Below are 19,844 nucleotides of genomic sequence, written 5' to 3'. Positions count from 1 at the left end.
CATGAGCATCGACATCCGCAAGGTCACCGCCCGTATCGGCGCCGAGGTCACCGGCGTCGACCTCACCGGGCCGCTGGAGGAGAAGACCGTCACCGCGATCCGGGAGGCGCTGAACGTCCACAAGGCGCTCGTGTTCGACGCGGCCGGCCTGGACGACGAGGGCCAGCAGGCCTTCGCCCGGCACTTCGGCGAGCTGACCACCGCCCACCCGACCGTGCCGGCCGTCGACGGCGCGCCGAACGTGCTGCCCGTCGACAGCGAGGCCGGCCGCGCCAACCACTGGCACACGGACGTCACCTTCGTCCTCAACCCGCCGCAGGCCAGCACCCTGCGCAGCATCACGGTCCCGCCCTACGGCGGCGAGACACTGATCGCGAACGCGGCCGCCGCCTACCGCGACCTGCCCGAACCGCTGCGGAAGCTGGCGGACACCCTGTGGGCGGAGCACACCAACGACTACGACTACGCGGTGCCCGAGGAGGACGTGGACGAGGACCGGGCCGCCCAGCGCGCCCAGTTCACGTCGATCACGTACCGCACCGCGCACCCGGTGGTCCGCGTCCATCCGCTCACCAGCGAGCGGGGGCTGTTCATCGGCGGGTTCGCCCAGCGGATCGTCGGCCTGTCGGTGGGCGAGTCCCGCAGGATCCTCGACCTGCTCCAGGCGTACGTCACCCGGCCGGAGAACGTCCTGCGGCACCGCTGGTCGCCGGAGCAGCTGGTGCTGTTCGACAACCGCATCACCCAGCACTACGCCATCGACAACTACGACGGTCTGCCGCGCCGGCTGCACCGGGTGACGGTCGCCGGTGACGTGCCGGTCGGCATCGGGGGCGAGGAGAGCCGCTCGATCGAGGGCGACGCGGCGCACTACACGGCCGTCGCGGGGTAACCGGCCGTCGGGTACGCCTGGCAGCGGGCCCGCACGGCCGGGGGCTGACACCCCGCCGCACGCCTGGCCCACCGCGGACCCGCCGCTTCGGCTCGAAAGCCCCCGGGTGATCCACCCGGGGGCTTTTTGCTGTTAGCTTGTTGTTGCGAAATACTTGCAATAAGAGGTCGGAGGGGGCCCTCATGCCCGTGTACACGCTGCCTGAACTGCCGTACGACTACTCCGCGCTGGCGCCCGTGATCAGCCCGGAGATCATCGAGCTGCACCACGACAAGCACCACGCGGCGTATGTGAAGGGCGCCAACGACACCCTGGAGCAGCTCGCCGAGGCGCGGGACAAGGACGCGTGGGGCTCGATCAACGGCCTGGAGAAGAACCTGGCCTTCCACCTCTCCGGCCACATCCTGCACTCGATCTACTGGCACAACATGACCGGTGACGGCGGCGGTGAGCCGCTGGAGAAGGACGGCGTGGGCGAGCTCGCGGACGCCATCGCCGAGTCCTTCGGGTCGTTCGCGGCCTTCAAGGCCCAGCTGACCAAGGCCGCCGCCACCACCCAGGGCTCGGGCTGGGGCGTGCTGGCGTACGAGCCGCTCAGCGGCCGCCTCATCGTCGAGCAGGTCTACGACCACCAGGGCAATGTCGGCCAGGGCTCCACCCCGATCCTGGTCTTCGACGCCTGGGAGCACGCCTTCTATCTCCAGTACCGGAACCAGAAGGTCGACTTCATCGACGCGATGTGGGCGGTCGTCGACTGGCAGGACGTGGCCAGGCGCTACGCCTCCGCCAGGGAGCGCGGGGACGTCCTGCTGCTCGCGCCCTGACGAGACGTCCTGCTCGTGATCGTCTTCTCACCGCTGATCGGGCAGGCGCGTGGAAAAGGGAGGGCCCCCGCGAGGACAGGACTCGCGGGGGCCCTCCCGGCTCCGGGTCAGAGGTTGCTGAAATCCGGGCCCTTGGTACGGGTCCGCTTGATCTCGTAGAAGCCTGGCACCGAGGCGACCGCCACCGCGCCGTCCCACAGACGGACCGCGTCCTCACCCTTGGGGGCGGGGGTGACGACCGGGCCGAAGAACGCTATCTGCTCGCCGTTCGGGCCGGGCAGGGCGATGACCGGGGTGCCGACGTCCTGGCCGACCTTGTCGATGCCCTCCTTGTGGGAGGCGCGCAGCTCGGCGTCGAACTCGAAGTTCTCCTGATCGGCGTACTCGATCAGGTCGGCGGGGAGCCCCGCGTCGGCGAGCGCGCCGGCGAGGGCCTCGAGGGTGGCGCCCTCGCCCTGGTTGTGGATGCGGGTGCCGAGGGCGGTGTAGAGCGGGCCGAGGACGTCCTCGCCGTGCTTCTGCCAGGCGGCGGTGACCACGCGCACCGGCTGCCAGGCCTTGGTGGCGAGCATCCCCCGGTAGTCCTCGGGCAGTTCGTCGAGCTTGGGTTCGTTCAGGACGGCGAGGCTCATGATGTGCCAGCGGACCTCGATGTCCCGGTGCTTCTCGACCTCCAGCACCCAGCGCGAGGTCATCCACGCCCAGGGACACAGCGGGTCGAACCAGAAGTCGACGGGGGTCTTCGCGGGCGCGGGCGCTGTCTCGGACATGGCTCTCCTACTCGTACGGGCTTCTCACCTCGCAACACCCCGGTGCGGCTGCCCCATTCCCGGCTGTCCCGCGTCAGGGGCGCATGGCAGGATCGGTGCTGTTCAGCATCCGAGACGACCGGCCGACGACGACCGGCGCCGAGGACGACGTAGATCCGTAACGACCCGAGGGAGTGCCGCCCGTGCCCGGTGAGAATCTGTCCCGCGACGAGGCCCGCGAGCGGGCCGCGCTGCTGTCCGTCGACGGCTACGAGGTCTCGCTCGACCTGCGAACCGCCGTCGGTGAGCACAGCGGGGACGGGCCACGGACCTTCCGGTCCGTGACGACGATCCGGTTCCGCTGCGCCGAGCCCGGCGCCAACAGCTTCGCCGACCTCATCGCCCCGAGTGTGACGGCCGTCTCGCTGAACGGCCGTGACCTGGACCCGGGCGAGGTCTTCGACGGGTCCCGCATCACGCTGGAGGACCTGGCCGCCGACAACGAGCTGGTCGTGGACGCCCAGTGCGCCTACTCGCGCACGGGTGAGGGAATGCACCGCTTCGTCGACCCCGAGGACGGCGAGGTGTACCTGTACACCCAGTACGAGCCGGCCGATTCACGGCGGGTTTTCGCCAACTTCGAGCAGCCCGACCTCAAGTCCCCGTTCCGCTTCGAGGTGCGCGCGCCCGAGGGCTGGACGGTGTGGAGCAACGGGGAGGGCAGGCTCGCCGACGGGGTGTGGCGGTTCGCCGAGACCAAGCCGATCTCGACGTACATCACCTGCGTGGTGGCGGGGCCGTACCACTACGTGACCGACAGCTACACGCGGACCTTCGAGGACGGCACCACGCTGGAGATCCCGCTCGGCGCGATGTGCCGCAAGGGGCTCGCCCCGCACTTCGACGCCGACGACGTCTTCCTGGTCACCAAGCAGGGTCTGGACTTCTTCCACGACCACTTCGACTACCCGTACCCGTTCGGCAAGTACGACCAGGCGTTCGTGCCCGAGTACAACCTCGGCGCGATGGAGAACCCGGGTCTGGTGACCTTCCGCGAGGAGTACATCTTCCGCGGCAAGGTGACGCAGGCCTCGTACGAGGCGCGGGCCAACGTCATCCTGCACGAGATGGCGCACATGTGGTTCGGCGACCTGGTCACCATGGAGTGGTGGGACGACCTGTGGCTGAAGGAGTCGTTCGCGGACTTCATGGGCTCGTTCGCGCTGGTGGGCGCGACCCGCTTCACCGACGGCTGGATCACCTTCGCCAACCGCCGCAAGGCCTGGGCCTACCGGGCCGACCAGCTGCCGTCCACGCATCCCGTCACGGCGGACATCCGTGACCTCCAGGACGCCAAGCTGAACTTCGACGGCATCACCTACGCCAAGGGCGCGTCCGTGCTCAAGCAGCTGGTGGCGTACGTCGGCCAGGACGCGTTTCTGGAGGGTGCCCGGCGGTACTTCAAGCGGCACGCGTACGGCAACACCCGGCTCGGGGACCTGCTGTCGGCGCTGGAGGAGACCAGCGGGCGGGACATGGGCGCCTGGGCGCGGTCCTGGCTCCAGACGGCCGGGGTGAACTCGCTGACCCCGCAGGTGCTGCTGACGCCCGAGGGGCGCGTCGAGGAGCTGGCGGTGGTCCAGGAGGCCGCCGAGGCCTACCCCGAGCTGCGGCCGCACCGGGTGGCGATCGGTCTGTACCGGCGGAGCGAGGGGCCCGGGGGCCCGGTGCTGGAGCGGTACGCGCGCGCCGAGACGGACGTGGACGGGGCGCGCACGGTGGTGGCGGAGCTCGCGGGCGCCGAGGCGCCGGACCTGGTGCTGGTCAACGACGACGACCTGACGTACTGCAAGACGCGGTTCGACGAGACCTCGCTGGCGGCGCTGCGGGACGGTCTCGGTTCCATGACCGATCCGCTGGCGCGGGCGCTGTGCTGGTCGGCGCTGTGGAACATGACGCGGGACGCGCTGCTGCCGGCGCGGGAGTTCATCGGTCTGGTGCTGAGGTTCGCGGGGCGGGAGACCGACATCGGTGTCCTGCAGATGCTGCACGCGTGGGCGGAGTCGGCGGCGGTGCACTACGTCGCGCCCGAGCGGCGCGAGGAGGCCGGGCGGCAGCTGTGCGAGGGCGCCACGGCCGAGCTGTTCGCGGCGGAGGCCGGCAGTGAGCAGCAGCTGGCGTGGGCGCGGTTCTTCGCGCACGCGGCCGATGTCCCGGACGCCTTCGAGCTGTTGAGCGCGCTGCTGGACGGCACGCGGTCGCTGCCGGGGCTGGAGGTCGACCAGGAGCTGCGCTGGGCGTTCCTCCAGGCGCTGGCCGTGCACGACGTGGCCGGTGAGAAGGAGCTGGCCGAGGAGCTCTCGCGGGACGACACCGCGTCCGGCAAGCGGCATCAGGTGCGCTGCCTGGCCTCGCGGCCGGTGGCGGCGGTCAAGGCGCAGGCCTGGGCGCAGGTGGTGGAGTCGGACGAGCTGTCCAACGCGCTGGTGGAGGCGACCATCGCGGGCTTCGCCCCGGCCTCGCAGCGGGAGCTGACCGCGCCGTACGCGGCGAAGTACTTCGCCGTGATCGAGCGGATCTGGGCGGAGCGGTCGATCCAGATCGGCATGGACGTGGTGAAGGGGCTGTTCCCGTCGCTCCAGGACACGCCGGAGACGCTGGCGGCCACGGACGCCTGGCTGTCGGAGCACGAGGACGCGCCGCCCGCGCTGCGGCGGCTGGTGCTGGAGGCCCGGGACGACCTGGCGCGCGGGCTGCGCGGGCAGGCGTGCGACGCCGCGGCGGGCTGAGGCGCGGTGGTCCGCCGGAAGGCCGAGGCCTGACGCCCGGCAGCCCGTCCGAGGGCTGACGGGCCCGCCGCCCGAGCGTCTGTCGGGAGTGCCCGCCCCCGTTCGCGGGGGCGGGGCTCCGGAGCCTGAGCCTTGGCCATGGATTCGGCGGAAGGTGACCGTTACCGAATCCGGGCACGCACGACCGTAACCCCTGGTTCCCGATGTCGGGACCAGGGGTTTTCCGCGCATTGTCGGCATCCGAACACCCGTCCTTTAGTGCAGGCTTGTCCGGCTTTGTCGACGGGCTTGTAACAACGGTACGCAGGCGCTCCGCAGGCGGGAATCTGCACGGCATGAACCACGACACCCCGCTCTCCCCCCACCCCCTGCGTCGGCTGTCCGAGGTGCACCGCGGTGTGCTGAGCACAGCCCAGTTGCGTGCGCACGGGATCACGGCGGCCGACCTCACCGCGCGGTGCCGGGCCGACGGGCCCTGGCAGCAGATCCTTCCGGGGGTGTTCCTGCTCCACCCCGGACCCCCCACCAGCGAGGAACGGCTGCACGCGGTGCTGATGTACGCCGACCGGGAGACCAGGGCGGCGGGCGTGCCGGCGCAGCCCGGGTCGGTGGAGCCGCGGACCGGGTACCCCGAGGCGATGATCACGGGGCTGGCGGCGCTGAACCTGCACGGGTTCGCCTGCGCGCCGCCGCTGCCGCAGCTGGAGCGGATCGACGTGCTGGTGCCGCGGCTGCGGCGGCTGCGGTCGACGGGCTGCGCCCGCGTGGTGCGCACGCCGGCCCTGCCGGACCCCTGCCAGGTCACCGGCCTGCCGGTCGCGCCGGTGCCGCGGGCGCTGGCCGACGCGGTGGCCCAGCTGTCGGACGCGGCCACGGTCCGGCGGCTGCTGACGGAGGCGGTGCGCGGCGGCCACTGCGAGGCCTCCTCGGTGGTGCGTGAGCTCAACCAGGCCAGGCTGCTGGGCCGTTCGCACGTGGTGGACGCGGTGGACTCCCTGGTGGCGGAGGGCCGGGCCGTCGCGGAGGACCGGCTGTACCGCATGGTGCGCGAGCACGGCCTGGCCGAACCGCTGTGGAACGTCGACCTGCGGCTGCCGGGCGGCCCCCACCTCGGCGGGGTCGACGCCTTCTGGCCGGAGCAGGCGGTCGCGGTGGAGCTCGACACGCGCGCCGCCCGGCAGGGCCTTCGGCGGGACGACGACGCCATGTGGTCGGAGTCGGCCCGTAAGCGGGAGCATCTGGAGCGGCTGGGCATCACGGTCGTCCATGTCACGCCGAGGAAGCTGCGCGACGGCCTCGAGCAGCAGGCCGCGGTGGTCCGCACGGCCCTGATGGCCTCCCGCGACCGGGAACCGGCCGCCTATGTCGTGGTGCTGCCCCGCTAGCGAGGCAGCGGGCGGGCATCAGGAGGGGAGAGGAGGGGCCACCGGGTCGTGCCGGGTGGCCCCTCCTCGTTTCTCTTTCAGCGGCCGCCGCAGGGCTCGACTCTCGATTCCCGTTCAGCGGCCGCCGCAGAAGCCGGCCCCCCGTTTCCCAGTCAGCGGCCGCCGCAGAACTCCGCCTCGATCACCGCCTCCGTGTCGCCGGACCAGTCGCCGTTGAAGTTGAAGGCGAGCGAGTGGCGGCCGTCGGCGGTGGTGACCGCCTCGGTGGTGGAGCCGTGGATGCCTCCGCCGTGGCCCCAGACGTGGACGCCGCAGCTCAGTTCGCGCTCGATGAGGCCGAGGCCGTAGCCGGCGCCGGGGATGGCGTCGGCCTTCACCGTGGTCTTCATCTCTTTCAGCTGCTCCGGCGGCAGCAGCCGGCCGGTGAGCAGGGCCCGGTAGAAGCGGTTCAGGTCGGCGGAGTCCGCGATCATCTCGCCCGCCGCGTGGGCGAGGGAGGGGTTGAGTTCCGTGACGTCGTAGGTGGGACCGGTGGGCTCCTCGGCCAGCTTGCCGTAGGCACGGCTGCTGGGCCGCGGGACGGTGACGCGGTTGCCGGGGACCGAGGTGGCGGTGAGGTGCAGCGGCCTGATGATCCGGTCGCGGACCTCGGCGCCGTACGGGCGGCCCGTCACCTTCTCGATCACCATGCCGGCCAACACATAGTTGGTGTTGGAGTACCTCCAGCCGGTGCCGGGGGCGAAGTCGGGCCGGTGGCGCATGGCGACGGCGACGATCTCGGCAGGGGTGGTGCTGTCGTAGCGGTGCTGGTCGAAGCCTTCCTTGAGGAAGTACTTGCGGCCGTACTCCTTGTCGGCCGTGAAGTTGTAGACGCCGCTGGTGTGGTTGAGGAGCCGGCGCAGGGTGATCTTCGAGCCGTCGTGGCCGTTGCCGCGGACGAGGCCAGGCAGCCACTTCTCGACGGTGTCGTCGAGCGAGAGGCGTCCCTCCGCCTCCAGTTGGAGCAGGACGGTGGAGACGAAGGTCTTGGTGATGCTGCCGACGCGGTAGCGGTCGGCGGTGGAGCGCGGAGCGCCGGTGCGCAGGTCGCCGACGCCCACGGTGGTGCGCCAGGTTCCGCGGGAGTCTCTGGCGGTCGCGGTGACCCCGGGGACGCCGTCCTTCACCGCGGCGCGCATTGCGTCGTACGTGGCCCGGTGCCGGGGCCGGTCGTGGTCGGGGGCGGCCACGGCGGGGCCGGCCAGGGCGGCGGTCAGGGCGAGGGCGGTGGCCGCGAGCAGTGTCGCCCGGGCGCGGGCGCGGGTGGGCCGTACGCGGCGTGCTCGTGCGCTCATGTGTGTCTCCCCGTGTCTCGCTTCTCGTCCGCCCGCCGGAGCGGGCGGTGATCGCTCGGTCGCGGGGGAAAACCCGGGGCGGGCCGGGAGGGTTGCGTGGGGCCGGCCCGGTTGGGCGGGTTTCAGCCCTTTTTCAGGAGCAGTTCGGTGTTGCGGTCGCGGGCGGCTCCCGCGAGATCGGTGCGGCCGCCGGGGGCGTTGAACGATATCTCCCGGTAGAGGGCGGCGAGGCCGGTCTGCGAAAGGTCGGCGAAGTCGGTGCGGTGGGGGGCCGCGGACTCCACCAGGGTGGTGAAGAGGGACAGGGTGCCGTCCTTGTTGTCGGCCAGCTCGACGACCCGGGCGAGCTGCGGGAAGTCGACGTGGGAGGCGGTGGAGACCTCCCAGAAGGAGCCGCCGTCGGGGGCGTGGTGGGCGAGGATCTCGTTGCGGTGGATGTGGCCGTTGACCCAGGCCAGCACATTGCGGTGGCGGCCGAGCAGCGCGACGAGTTCGGCCCCGCCGTGGCGGCGCTCGTGCGGGCGGGCCGGGTCCGGCAGGGGGTTGTCCATGGACGCGCTGGTGTGGTGGCTGAAGACGATCGCCCAGGAGTCGGCGTTCTGCTTCAGGGTGCTGTCCAGCCAGCGCAGTTGGGCGGTGCCGATGGAGCCCTCGTAGTGGCCGCCGGGGTCGGTGGTGTCGAGGCTGATGCCGATGACGTCGTCGGCGACGCGGAAGCTGTAGTACTGGGTGCCCGTGTCCAGGTTGGCCGAGGAGTAGCCGTGCCCGACGGGTCCGGGGCCGGTGCGGGCAGGGTCGAGGTGGGCCTGGAGGTACTCGGCCTGGGTGTAGGGGGCGCGGCGCTCGTCGGGGGTGACGGGGCGCAGGTCACGGGCGTGGGCCTTCAGCAGGTCGCGGAAGGCGGTGCCGCGCGGGTCGCGGGCGGAGCGGATGGCGGCCTGGAGCCGCCGGGCCTCGGCGGCGGGCAGGTCCATCAGTTTTCTGCCGCCGACGGCGAACTCGGTGAGGTAGGGGTCGCCGTGGCCGTAGCAGCCGAGCGGCAGGGAGTCGTGGTTGCCGACGGTGGAGTACCAGGGCAGGTTGAGGCCGGGGCTGTGGACCTGGCGGCGGGCCGCGGCGAGGAAGCCGTCCAGCTGCGGGAAGCCGAGCCGCTTGTCGGTGTCGCGCAGGCCGGAGTCGGGGTGCCAGAACTGCTTCAGGCCGCTGTTCTGGACGCCCTCGTAGTGGCGTGGGTCGCCGGAGTCGGGGGTGACGCGGCCGCCGTTCAGCACGGTCAGGTACCAGTCCAGCTCGGTACGGGAGTTGTTGTCGGTGTTGTCGCCGGTGGTCATCGCGAAGTGCAGCGGGCTGCCGGTGACGGGGCCGCCGCGCAGGGCGTTGACCCGCTCCACCAGGGACACCGCGCCGTGCACGGTGAGCGCCTCGTGCGGCCGCCAGGCGCGGATGTCGGCGGAGCGCAGGAACTCCAGCCGCAGCGGGTGCTGCACGTCGGTCAGGTGCAGATCGGTGAGCTGCACGAACGCGGCCAGCGGGGTGCGGCGGGCGGCACGGTCGGCCTGGGGCGCGGCCAGTTCCTCGCGTACGACGCGGCTCCAGCCGGGTCCGTCGCCCAGGCGGCGGTAGCCGGTCGCGGTGCGGGGTGCCGCGACGCCGGCGGCGGTGGTGCCGCGGGTGTACGGGGTCAGGGGCGCGGCGGGGGCCCGCCTGGAGGAGGCGGCGACGGGTGCCTCGCGCTGGGCGGGTACGGCGGGGGCGGCCTGGCCGTCGAGGGGGCGCAGGGCGTAGCCGATGCCCGCGGACACGGTCACCGCGCCCGCGGCGGCGAAGAGGGTGCGGCGGTCGACCGCCGGGGCGGAGACGGCGGAGGCGGCGACGGAGCGTGAGCGCGGCATGGCGCGATCTCCCGGAGTGCGAACGCGTCGGCAGGGAACGCGGGGTGGTCCGCAGGGCGGACCTCCCGCTCGCTTCGGATCGTTGGCATCGGGAATGGCCTGCGTGTGAACGCGGCGGCAACGAGCGGCGCCGATCTCGTACGTGGATCACGCGCCGGCCTGCCGGACCCGAGCCGCTCGCGCGGCGGCCCGGAACCGGTCACTCGGAGTTCATTTCGTGGGGTGGTTGCCCTGTCCCCCGGCCGGGCGTTCGCGCCACAGCCGCAGGGCGATGTCGACGAGCGGGATGCGGGTGAGTCCGGGTACGGCGTCGAGGTCGTGCCAGGCGGCCAGGTCGGTGGAGCCGTTCTCCTCGAAGCGGAGTTCGCCGCCGCTGATCCGGCCCTCGTAGACGAGGCGTACGCCGTGGTGGTCGACGGCGCGCCGCAGACCGCGGCGCGGCAGCGTGCGGCGGTTGGAGTGCGTGCCGAGGAGACCGGTGACCTCGATGCGGTAGCCGGTCTCCTCGGTGACCTCGCGGCGGACGGTGTCGTACGGGTCCTCGCCGTGCTCCGTGCCGCCGCCGGGCAGCACCCACTCCGGCGTGCCCTCGTCGTTCCGCGAGAGGGCGAGCAGGAGCTGTCCGTCGCGTACGCATACGGCGTAGGCCGCCACCCTCAGCTTTCTCCGCATCCGGGGAAGTTAGCGCGCCGGAACGGGATTGGCAGGTGAGTATGCGGGCGCGGACCAGCGCAGCGGCACGGCCGAGGGTGTCTCGATCACCTCCGTGAGGGTGAAGCGGACCGTGCGCCCGCCGTCCTCGGCGATCTCGGTGCGGGCCTCGCCGGTGAGCCGCAGCGCGGTGCCGTCTGTCCAGTCCAGGAGGAGCAGCCCGGCGCGGGGGTCGGCGGCGAGGTTGCCGAGGGTGAGGAACATGGAGTTGCCCGGGTAGTCGGGCCAGGCCAGTTCGCGCGGGGAGACGACCTCGATGAAGCCGGGGTTGCCGCCGCGGTGGCTGACGTCGGCGCCGTCCTCGTGCACGGTGGCCAGGAAGAAGGTGTCGGCCGCCGCGACGAACGCCCGCTGCGCCGCGGTCAGTGCGTCGCCGTGCCGGCCGGCGCCGGGGGTGCGGCCGGGCACGACCTCGTAGGTGTCCCGCTTCTGGAGGTACTTCGGGCAGTTGGAGAAGACCTTGTCGGCCTCGATCGCGAGGCCGCGTTCCGCGGTCGTGACGCGGCCGTTGAGGCGCATCCGGCGGCGGGTGCGCGGGTCGAGGGCGATGGTGCCGACGGCGGTGCCGGCTGTGGTGAGGGCCGTGGCGAGCGGGTCGGCGGGGGCGGGCCGGCCCGCGACGGAGACGGAGTGCGGGCCGGTGGCCCGGACGAAACCGGGCGCACCGGTCAGCGGGGAGGCCCAGACCTCGCCGGTCGCCGGGTCGGCAGCCCCGGCGATCAGCAGCGGCTGGAGCTCCAGGAAGGCCGCGGCCACCGGCTTGATGCCGGAGCCGACGGAGCGGCCGACGTGGTCGGCGGCCTCGCGCACCCCGAGGCGGTCCTGAAGGGTGCGCGAGCCCGCGTGGTAGACGGCCATGACTAGAAGAACCCGCAGGTCGGCGCCGTCTGGCTGGGCGCGGGGGCCTCTTCGGCGCCGGTCGGCACGGAGATCTCCAGCCGGGTGCCGTCCGGGTCGTGGAAGAAGATGCCGCCCGAGGCGGAGCCCTCGCGGTGGGCGACCAGGCCGTCGTGGGCGAAGTCGGCTCCGTAGGCCTTCAGGGCCGTCTCGTACTCCCGGACCTGCTCGACGGAGTCGGCCTCGAAGGCCAGGTGGTGCAGCCCGGCGCGGGAGGGGTCGAAGGACCCGCCGGCCTGCTCCCAGAGGGTGAGCAGGAGCCGCTCCCCGTCGCCGAGGAAGGCGAAGCGGCTGTCGCCCTCCTTGCCCTCGCCGGTCACGGTGAAGCCGAGGACGTCCCGGTAGAAGGCGAGCGAGCGGTCGAGGTCGGTGACGCTCAGCCCGATGTGGCCGGTGCGCAGGATCTTCGTGGTCATGACTGTTCCCCTTCAGTCGACTTTCTATAACCTGTGAACATCACGTTAGTGGTTAGAATCCAGGAGTGTCAACCGGTCACGTACTCTTGAGCGGTTAGCTCGAAGGAGCGGCCGGCCCGAAGGGAGCCCCCGATGTCCGCCGACCCCCGCCCCCTGACCGGTGAGCCGCTCGCCCTCGACCTGCTGAACACGCGGTGGATGCGGGACGGCGAGCTCCAGGACCTGCTGACCGGCGCCGACGGGCTCACGGTGTGGCTCACGGCGAACGGGCTCCAGGAGCGCTTCACCGCCGACGCGGCGACCCTGCGGCACACCCTGCGGGCGCGGGACGCGCTGGCGAACGCGGTCGACGGCTCGCTGGAGCGCGGGGCCGCCGCGGTGGACGCCGTCCTCGCGCACGGCCGGATCCGGCCGACCCTCGGCGCCGACGGACCCGGCGAGCAACCCGAGTTCGCCGACCCGGCCTGGGGACCGGCCTGGCTCGCCGCCCGGGACTACCTCCGCCTGCTGACCACCGCCCCGGACCGCATCCGCTCCTGCGCGCACGAGGCCTGCGTCCTGCACTTCTTCGACACCTCGCGCAACGGCACCCGGCGCTGGTGCTCGATGGCCGTGTGCGGCAACCGCGCGAAGGCGTCCCGCCACTACGCGCGCGGCAAGGACGCCTGAGCACAAGAGGACTTAAGGGGATCAAACGCCGCACACCGCATCGCGGGTTTTCCCCACACATCCATTTCGGTTCGGTCAACTCTCCCCAAAGACCAGTCCCTTGCGTAAGGCTGAGCGACCGTCCGGGATCGCATTCCGGACTCCTCTGTCCTTTACGTGCAAGGGATGCCGATGACCAACACCCCCCAGCGCGAGTCGATATCGGCCACCAGACGCACGGCCCGCATCGCCGTGGCCGCCGGTCTGGTGGCCGCTCTGTGCGCGCCGATCCCCGTCGCCCTCGCCGACGACTCGGGCCCGCTCGTCGCCGACTCCGGTGTCAAGTCCGCCCAGGCCAAGCTCGGTTCGGACGACGCCGACCTGCTGGCCGAGGCCAAGGCCGACGGCGACAAGACCGTCACGCTGATGGTCGCCACCGCGCCCGGCCAGACCGAGCAGGTCGCCGACCAGCTGGACGCCGTCGAGGGCGGCCTGGTCGGCCGTACCCACGACAAGCTCGGCTACGTCCGGGCCACCGTCCCGACCGGCAAGGCGGACGCCGCCATCGCCGCCGCGGCCAAGCTCTCCTCCGTGCACGGCATCGACCTGCGCCAGGAGATCGCGCTGGACGACCCGACGCCGGCCGCCGACCGGGCCAAGGGCGCCCCCGCCGCGACCGCGGGCAGCTACCCGGCGCCGGGGAAGAACACCCCCGCCGAGAACCCGTACAACCCGTCCTTCGAGACGGGCGCGGTCGACTTCGTCGAGGACCACCCGAAGGCCGACGGCCGCGGGGTCACCATCGGTGTCCTGGACTCCGGCGTCGACCTCGGCCACCCGGCCCTGCAGAAGACCACCACCGGCGAGCGCAAGATCGTCGACTGGGTCACCGCGACCGACCCCGTCGCCGACGGCGACGCGACCTGGCGGCGGATGAACAACCCGGTCAGCGGCCCGACCTTCGCCATCGCGGGCGCCACCTGGCAGGCCCCCGCGGGCAGCTACCAGTTCAACCTCTTCCGCGAGTCGGTCACCGCGGGCGGTGACGCCAAGGGCGACGCCAACCGTGACGGCGACACCACCGATGTCTGGGGCGTGCTCTACGACGCGGCCGCCGGCACCGTCCGGGTCGACCTGAACAACAACAACGACTTCGGCGACGACGAAGCGATGAAGCCGTACAAGGACGGCTTCCAGATCGGCTGGTTCGGCACCGACAACCCGGCCACCGACGTCGCCGAGCGCCAGCCGTTCGTCGTCGAGATCCGCAAGGACGTCGTCTTCAACGCGGCGGGCGACAAGGCCGACTACGTCAACATCGGCGTCATCGAGTCCGAGCACGGCACCCACGTCGCGGGCATCACCGCCGCCAACGGCCTGTTCGGCGGCCGGATGAACGGCGCGGCCCCCGGCGCGAAGATCGTCTCCTCGCGCGCCTGCACCTGGACCGGCGGCTGCACCAACGTCGCGCTCACCGAGGGCATGATCGACCTCGTCGCCAACCGCGGCGTCGACATCGTCAACATGTCCATCGGCGGTCTGCCCGCGCTGAACGACGGCAACAACGCGCGCGCCGAGCTCTACACCCGTCTGATCGACACCTACGGTGTCCAGCTGGTGATCTCCGCGGGCAACTCCGGCCCCGGCGCCAACACCATCGGTGACCCCGGCCTCGCCGACAAGGTCATCTCGGTCGGCGCGTCCATCTCCAAGGAGACCTGGGCAGCCAACTACGGCTCGGCCGTGGAGTCCAGGTACGCGATGCTGCCCTTCTCCTCGCGCGGTCCGCGTGAGGACGGCGGCTTCACACCGACCCTGGTCGCCCCGGGTGCCTCGATCAACACCACCCAGACCTGGCTGCCCGGCGGCCCGGTGACCGAGGCGGGCTACCAGCTGCCGGCCGGCTACTCCATGCTCCAGGGCACCTCGATGGCCTCCCCGCAGGCCGCCGGCGCCTCCGCGCTGCTGCTGTCCGCCGCCAAGCGCAAGGGCATCGAGCTCACCCCGGCCACCCTGCGCACCGCGCTGACCTCGACCGCCGACCACATCCCCGGTGTGCAGGCGTACGCCGAGGGTGCCGGTCTGATCAACATCCCGGACGCCTGGGACTCGATCCTGGACGGTGCCACCGCCCACCAGTACACGGTCAAGGCGCCGGTCGACACCGCGATCGACCAGTTCCTGAAGACCCCGGGCTTCGGCACGGGCCTGTACGACCGTGAGGGCGGCCTGAAGGCCGGCCAGAAGAAGACGTACGAGGTCACCATCACCCGTACGACGGGCGCCGACCGCGACATCCGTCACGAGCTGTGGTTCGAGAACAACGCGGACCGCACCTTCCGGATCGTCGGCTCGGACGAGGTCCGTCTGCCGCTGAACAAGCCGGTCACCGTCAAGGTCCAGGCCGCCCCGGGCTCCGCCGGTCTCAAGAGCGCGATCCTCGAGGTGGACGACCCGCGCACCGAGGGCATCGACAAGCAGGTCCTCTCCACGGTCGTCGTCTCGGCCCCGCTGGGCTTCAGCTACTCGGCGTCGTCCTCGGTCCAGCGCAACGCGCACAAGTCCTACTTCGTGACCGTGCCCGAGGGCGCGAAGTCCCTGGAGGTCGCGATCGGCGACCTGGCCGACAAGAGCCAGACACGCTTCATCGCCATCCACCCCTACGGCGTCCCGGCGGACACGACCGGCACCCCGTACTGCTACAACAACTACCTGGACGGCAACGGCTGCAAGCCCGGCGTCCGCTCCTACGCCGACCCGCAGCCGGGCGTCTGGGAGATCGAGGTCGAGTCCCGCCGCACGTCGCCGGTGCTGAACAACCCGTTCAAGCTGGACGTCTCCGTCCTCGGTGCCGCCTTCGACCCGGAGACGGTGACCGTCGCCGAGGCCAAGGTCGGCGTTCCGACCGCCGCGTCCTGGACCGTGAAGAACAACTTCGCCGCGATCGACGGCAAGCTGGTCGGCGGTCCGCTGGGCTCTTCCAAGGCCGCTCGCCCGACCATCGCCGAGGGCGACACGCAGATCTCCACGGTCGTGGTGCCCGAGGGCGCCGCGTCGCTGGACGTCGCGATCGGCAACGTCTCCGACGCCGCCGCCGACCTGGACCTGACGGTCAAGAACGCGGCCGGCACGGTCGTCGGCTCCGCCGCCGACGGTGACTCGGAGGAGGCCGTGTCCGTCAAGAACCCGGCGGCCGGCACCTACACGATCGAGGTCGCCGGTTACGCGGTGCCCGCGGGCTCCACCGCGTACGACTACCTGGACGTGTTCTTCTCCGCCGCCCTGGGTTCGGTGACCGTCGACGCCGGTGCGGGCGTCAAGCTCGGCACGGGCGCCACGGCGACCGTCTCCGGCGACGTGGTCGCCGCCGCTCCGGCCCCCGAGGGCCGCGAGTTCTTCGGCCAGGTCTCCCTGGTCAACGCCCGCGGCACGGTCGCGGGTCTGGGCAACGTGAAGATCGAGAAGGTCACGCCGTAACGGCCTGACGATCCGAACGGGTCATGAGGGGCGGGTGTCCGTGAGGGCACCCGCCCCTTCGGCTTGTCACCGTGCGGCGGGTGTCCCTGACCGTGCGGCGGGTGTCCGTGAGGGCACCCCCGCTCCTTCGGCCTGTCACCGTGCGGGCGGCCGCCCTCCCGTCACCGGCAGGCCATCGCGCGCGACTGCGGGAGCGCCTCGTCGATCCAGGCGCGGCTGCGGGCCACGTCCTGGTCGCCCACGCTCCAGACGTCGGGGGCGGCCGAGCCGCTCGGGATCGAGACCAGCGCGTGGTCGCCCACCCGCAGCCGGGGATCGGAGTCGCGGTCCATCACGAAGGTGACCACGGCCCGGCCCTTGTCGGGCTTGAGGTAGCGGGTGACGCGCAGGGTGACCCGGTCCCGGGCGGTGCCGGGCACGGGGTCGACGGCGGTGACGTCGCCCTCGGCCACGAGCCGGGCGCAGGCCAGATAGCCGGGGGCGCTCATGTCCGCCTGCGCCTCGGAGGCGGACTTCTCGTCGGAGGCCGCCGCCTTGCTACCCGCGTCGGACGACGTGCCGACGCCGCCTCCCGCCCGCAGCACGGCCCAGCCCGTCACGGAGAACACCCCGATCGCGCAGGCCACTCCCACGGCACGCACCGCGAGGACGAAGGGCCGACGCCGGCGCACGGGCGTAGGCACGACCGCCGGTCGCGGGGCGGGGCGCTTCGGGGCTTCGGCGAGAGGTTCGGCGACGGGTCCGGCGAGGGCCTCGCCGAGGAGGCCCAACTGCTCGCGCAGCAGCGCGACATCGGCCTCGGCGCAGCGGTGTTCGGCCATGAAGGCGGCGTCCGCGCGGGCCTCGTCCGGCAGGGGTCCGCCGGTGAGCACCACCATCAGCGGGTCGGGGCGGTCGCCGTCGAAGCCCTCGCCTCCGTCGAAGCTGTCGTGTTCGACGGTCACGTCACACCACCTCGTCCTCGTGCAGCCGGGCGCGCAGGGCCCGGACCGCGGTGTGCAGCCTGCTCTTGACCGTGCCCTCGGGGATGCCGAGCTCCTCCGCTATGCCGCGCACGGGCAGATCGGCGAAGAAGCGCAGCACGAGCACCTGCCGCTGGGCGTCGGGCAGTTCGTCCAGGCCCTGGGCGACGGCGAGGGAGAGCACGCTGGTGTCCTCGCCCGAGGGGTGCTCGGTCTGCCGCAGGGAGGCCAGCCGCTCCCCGATGCGTTCCTGGCGGCGCTTGGACCGGTGCCAGTCCATGGCGAGGTTGGAGGCGACCACGGCCGCCCACGCGGACACGTCCCGCGGCGCCTCGCGGCCGCTGGCGGCCCGCTCCAGCAGCCGCAGGCGGACTTGCTGCACCCCGTCCAGCAAGTCCGCCTGCGGCACCCCGCCGAGTGCGAGCACCGCCCGCACCCGGCGCTCCTGCGCCGCGTCCAGCGGGTCGTCCACAGCGTGGTCCGCCCCCTGGCCGCGGCGGGCCTTTCTGCGCAGCACAGCCACCCCTCTCCTGCCGCGTTTCCCCTATGACGCGGGAGGGAGCGGAAACGTTCGGCCCGGTTTCCGGAATCCCGTCATCGATCTTCACCGATCCCCGCACCGGTGCATCCGTCGATCTTTTCCTCACACGGTCCCACTGTCAGCATGGGCCGCATGAGCCACATCACCAAAGGCGCCAACACGCCTGTCCCCGCAGCTCCGTTGCGGGTCGCGGTCGGCCGGGCCGCCGTCGCGGGCACCCCTGCCGTGAACGCCTCCGCGCTGCTCCTCGACGCCGAAGGCCGGGTGCGCGGGGAAGCCGACCTCGTCCTGCGCGGCCGTCCCGCGCACCCGTCGGGCGCGGTGCGGCACGGGGGCGTGGGACAGGGCGGCGGACAGTTCGCCGAATGGCTGGAGCTGGACCTGCCGTCCGTCGAACCGGACGTGCGGCGCGTGGTGATCGCGGGCTCCTGCGCCGACGGCATCTTCGGCCAGGTGCCCGGCCTGTACGTCCAGGCGATCACGGCCGACCTCACGATCGTCGCCCACTACGAGGTGACCGACGCGTCCACCGAGACGGCCTTCGTCCTCGGCGAGTTCTACCGGCGTGAGGGCGGGTGGAGGTTCCGCGCGGTGGGACAGGGCTACGACTCGGGCCTGACCGCGCTCGCAGCCGACTTCGGGGCGGCCCCCGGGGCGGCGGTGTCCTCGGGCCCGGTGCCGCTGACCGGCGTGTCCAAGACCGGAGCGGCGCCCGCGGGGGCGGCCACGCCGATACGGACGCCCCCGCCGGTACGGACGGACACGCGGGCGGACGCGCCGGGGCCCACCGGCCCGCTCCCGCCGCACGGAGCCGGGAAGCCGGACGGCGTGCCCGCCGGGGCGTCCGCGTCTCCCGTGCCCGCCGCGTCCCCCGTACCCGCCGCCCCGTTCACCTGGGGCAAGGACTTCAAGCCGTTCGTCCGCCGCGGCAAGGGCGAGCAGACGTTCACTGTGCGCGCGGGGCTCTCGGAGGGGCCCGTGATCGTGGAAGGGCAGGCCACGGAAGGCGGCTGGTTCGAGGTCCAGGCCGTCGAACAGGACCGCTTCGGTCCCGACACCGTCCTGGACGTCTACGACGAGCACGCGTTCCACGGCCGCGCCCTGTTCCACCCGCGACCCGACCGCCCTTTTCGGCTGAAGGTCCGCCACGAGGGGAAGTGGACGGTCTCGATCCGGCCGCTGTCCGCGGCACTCCCCCTGGGAGCCGGGGCGACGGTCACGGGCAAGGGACCCGAGGTCTTCGCCTACACGGGCCCCTCCGCCGATCTGGACGTCCGGCTCGACCTCGCCGACGGCAAGCAGATCTGGTTCGAGCTGGAGTGCCACGAGGCCCGGCTCCTCGGGGACCGCGAAAGCGCCGAGCGGCTCATGGACAAGCACACCGGCCCGTTCGAGCAAACCCTCGCCGTCCCCGACGGCCCGCTTCTGCTCTTCGTGCGCAAGGGCGACGGCGACTGGCGGCTCACCACCCGCCCGCTGCCCGTGCGCGCCCCGGAGGAGATGAGGCGCACGGGACACTACGAGGGACGGGGCAGCAGGGAACTTCCGCTGTTCAACCCCAGGCCCGGCCGCCCGGCGCTGGTCCGGTACGAGTTCACCGACGTCGACGACCAGTACACCATCAGGGTGACCGACGTCGACGAGGTCACCGACCTGCTCACCGGCGGCTCCAACGGCGTCGGCGGCACGGCCGTGCTCTTCGGCGCCGGCCAGGACCGGCAGAACCTGCGCATCCGGCACAAGGGCGGCTGGTCCCTGCGGCTGCTGCCCGAGGAGGAGGCGCCCCTGTTCACCGGCCCCGTGGAGGGCCGGGGCAGCACGGTCCTGCGCTACCAGGGCCCGCCGACCCTGATGACCGTGCGGCAGACCTCGTCGCCCTCCGACTGGAACATGACCGTGCGGGCCTACAACCACCCGCACGGAAAGTCCGCGATCGTGGCCGGCACCTGGGGCGCCGACCGGCCCGTCCTCGGTCCCGTCTGGGTCGATCCGGGCGGAACCTGCTTCCTGATCGTCCGTGCGCAGGACGACACGACGTGGCGGCTGGAACCGGCTCCGTCCGACGCGGCGCCCGTGCTCGGCGAGCGGACCGAGGGTCACGGATACGGAGTCGTACGTCACACCGGGCCCGAGACCGAGATGCGGTTCGTGCCCTCCGGGGACCCGGAGTCGCGCCCGCTGATGCATATCTTCGCGCTGGACGAAAACCTGTTCCCGGCGCACAAGGTCGGTTCATCTTTCGGCCGGCACCGTGTCCCGGGCACATTCCTCCAGGTCCGCTCGGACGGCGAGTGGGCGGTCGAGGGACCCGGCCGAAAGGAGTGAGC

15 protein-coding genes are annotated in these 19,844 nt (G+C 72.3%); 7 read left to right on the top strand and 8 right to left on the bottom strand.

Translation table 11 applies throughout. The features are described from left to right. Position 1: 1 nt before the first annotated feature. Positions 2–892, top strand: a complete 891-nt coding sequence (locus tag ACZ6SQ_RS10885) for a TauD/TfdA dioxygenase family protein (protein WP_469559227.1) — start codon at positions 2–4, stop codon at positions 890–892. Positions 893–1,074: 182 nt separating this feature from the next. Next, positions 1,075–1,716 (top strand): superoxide dismutase, encoded by a 642-nt coding sequence (locus ACZ6SQ_RS10880; RefSeq protein ID WP_469559224.1) that lies wholly within the window; start codon positions 1,075–1,077, stop codon positions 1,714–1,716. Between the two features lie 107 nt (positions 1,717–1,823). On the opposite strand, the gene ACZ6SQ_RS10875 is transcribed toward ACZ6SQ_RS10880, so the two are convergent. After that, positions 1,824–2,486, bottom strand: coding sequence for a mycothiol-dependent nitroreductase Rv2466c family protein (locus ACZ6SQ_RS10875; protein WP_469559221.1), 663 nt, complete (start codon positions 2,484–2,486; stop codon positions 1,824–1,826). A gap of 182 nt (positions 2,487–2,668) precedes the next feature. Between ACZ6SQ_RS10875 and pepN the strand changes: the two genes are divergently transcribed. Beyond that, on the top strand, positions 2,669–5,254 hold the full coding sequence (gene pepN, locus ACZ6SQ_RS10870) for an aminopeptidase N (RefSeq protein WP_469559219.1): 2,586 nt from the start codon (positions 2,669–2,671) through the stop codon (positions 5,252–5,254). Positions 5,255–5,589: 335 nt separating this feature from the next. Next, a complete protein-coding gene (locus ACZ6SQ_RS10865) occupies positions 5,590–6,639 on the top strand; it encodes a hypothetical protein (protein ID WP_469559216.1) in 1,050 nt (349 codons plus the stop codon). Positions 6,640–6,791: 152 nt separating this feature from the next. Here the strand turns inward: ACZ6SQ_RS10865 and ACZ6SQ_RS10860 are convergent, their stop codons facing one another. From ACZ6SQ_RS10860 to ACZ6SQ_RS10840, 5 genes are all read right to left on the bottom strand, one after another. Beyond that, positions 6,792–7,973, bottom strand: coding sequence for a serine hydrolase domain-containing protein (locus ACZ6SQ_RS10860; RefSeq protein WP_469559213.1), 1,182 nt, complete (start codon positions 7,971–7,973; stop codon positions 6,792–6,794). A gap of 122 nt (positions 7,974–8,095) precedes the next feature. Next, a complete protein-coding gene (locus ACZ6SQ_RS10855) occupies positions 8,096–9,865 on the bottom strand; it encodes a TIGR03767 family metallophosphoesterase (protein ID WP_469559210.1) in 1,770 nt (589 codons plus the stop codon). Positions 9,866–10,075: 210 nt separating this feature from the next. Beyond that, positions 10,076–10,537: an NUDIX hydrolase gene (locus ACZ6SQ_RS10850; protein ID WP_469559207.1), complete on the bottom strand. Its 462-nt coding sequence runs from the start codon at positions 10,535–10,537 to the stop codon at positions 10,076–10,078. A gap of 9 nt (positions 10,538–10,546) precedes the next feature. Continuing rightward, positions 10,547–11,434 carry a pyridoxamine 5'-phosphate oxidase family protein gene (locus ACZ6SQ_RS10845; protein WP_469559205.1) on the bottom strand — a complete coding sequence of 296 codons (888 nt, stop codon included), beginning with the start codon at positions 11,432–11,434 and terminating at the stop codon, positions 10,547–10,549. A 2-nt stretch (positions 11,435–11,436) separates the two neighbouring features. Beyond that, on the bottom strand, positions 11,437–11,889 hold the full coding sequence (locus ACZ6SQ_RS10840) for a VOC family protein (protein WP_469559202.1): 453 nt from the start codon (positions 11,887–11,889) through the stop codon (positions 11,437–11,439). A gap of 132 nt (positions 11,890–12,021) precedes the next feature. Here ACZ6SQ_RS10840 and ACZ6SQ_RS10835 point away from each other — a divergent pair, with 132 nt between their 5' ends. Both ACZ6SQ_RS10835 and ACZ6SQ_RS10830 read left to right on the top strand, forming a co-directional pair. Further along, positions 12,022–12,558, top strand: coding sequence for a CGNR zinc finger domain-containing protein (locus ACZ6SQ_RS10835; protein ID WP_469559200.1), 537 nt, complete (start codon positions 12,022–12,024; stop codon positions 12,556–12,558). Positions 12,559–12,729: 171 nt separating this feature from the next. Next, positions 12,730–16,014 carry a S8 family serine peptidase gene (locus tag ACZ6SQ_RS10830; protein WP_469559198.1) on the top strand — a complete coding sequence of 1,095 codons (3,285 nt, stop codon included), beginning with the start codon at positions 12,730–12,732 and terminating at the stop codon, positions 16,012–16,014. A 161-nt stretch (positions 16,015–16,175) separates the two neighbouring features. Here ACZ6SQ_RS10830 and ACZ6SQ_RS10825 read toward each other — a convergent pair whose 3' ends face one another. After that, entirely contained in the window at positions 16,176–16,958 is a 783-nt protein-coding gene (locus ACZ6SQ_RS10825; RefSeq protein ID WP_469559195.1) for a hypothetical protein, read from the bottom strand. Position 16,959: 1 nt separating this feature from the next. Beyond that, positions 16,960–17,499 (bottom strand): RNA polymerase sigma factor, encoded by a 540-nt coding sequence (locus ACZ6SQ_RS10820; RefSeq protein WP_386378562.1) that lies wholly within the window; start codon positions 17,497–17,499, stop codon positions 16,960–16,962. Positions 17,500–17,649: 150 nt separating this feature from the next. On the opposite strand from ACZ6SQ_RS10820, the gene ACZ6SQ_RS10815 reads away from it, so the two are divergent. Further along, the gene (locus ACZ6SQ_RS10815) at positions 17,650–19,842 is read left to right on the top strand and encodes a TerD family protein (protein WP_469559192.1); all 2,193 of its coding nucleotides are present in this window, start codon (positions 17,650–17,652) and stop codon (positions 19,840–19,842) included. The last annotated feature ends 2 nt before the right edge of the window (positions 19,843–19,844 follow it).

The sequence above is a fragment of the Streptomyces sp. NPDC048600 genome (assembly GCF_055587025.1).
This window is presented reverse-complemented; position numbering and strand designations above follow the sequence as displayed.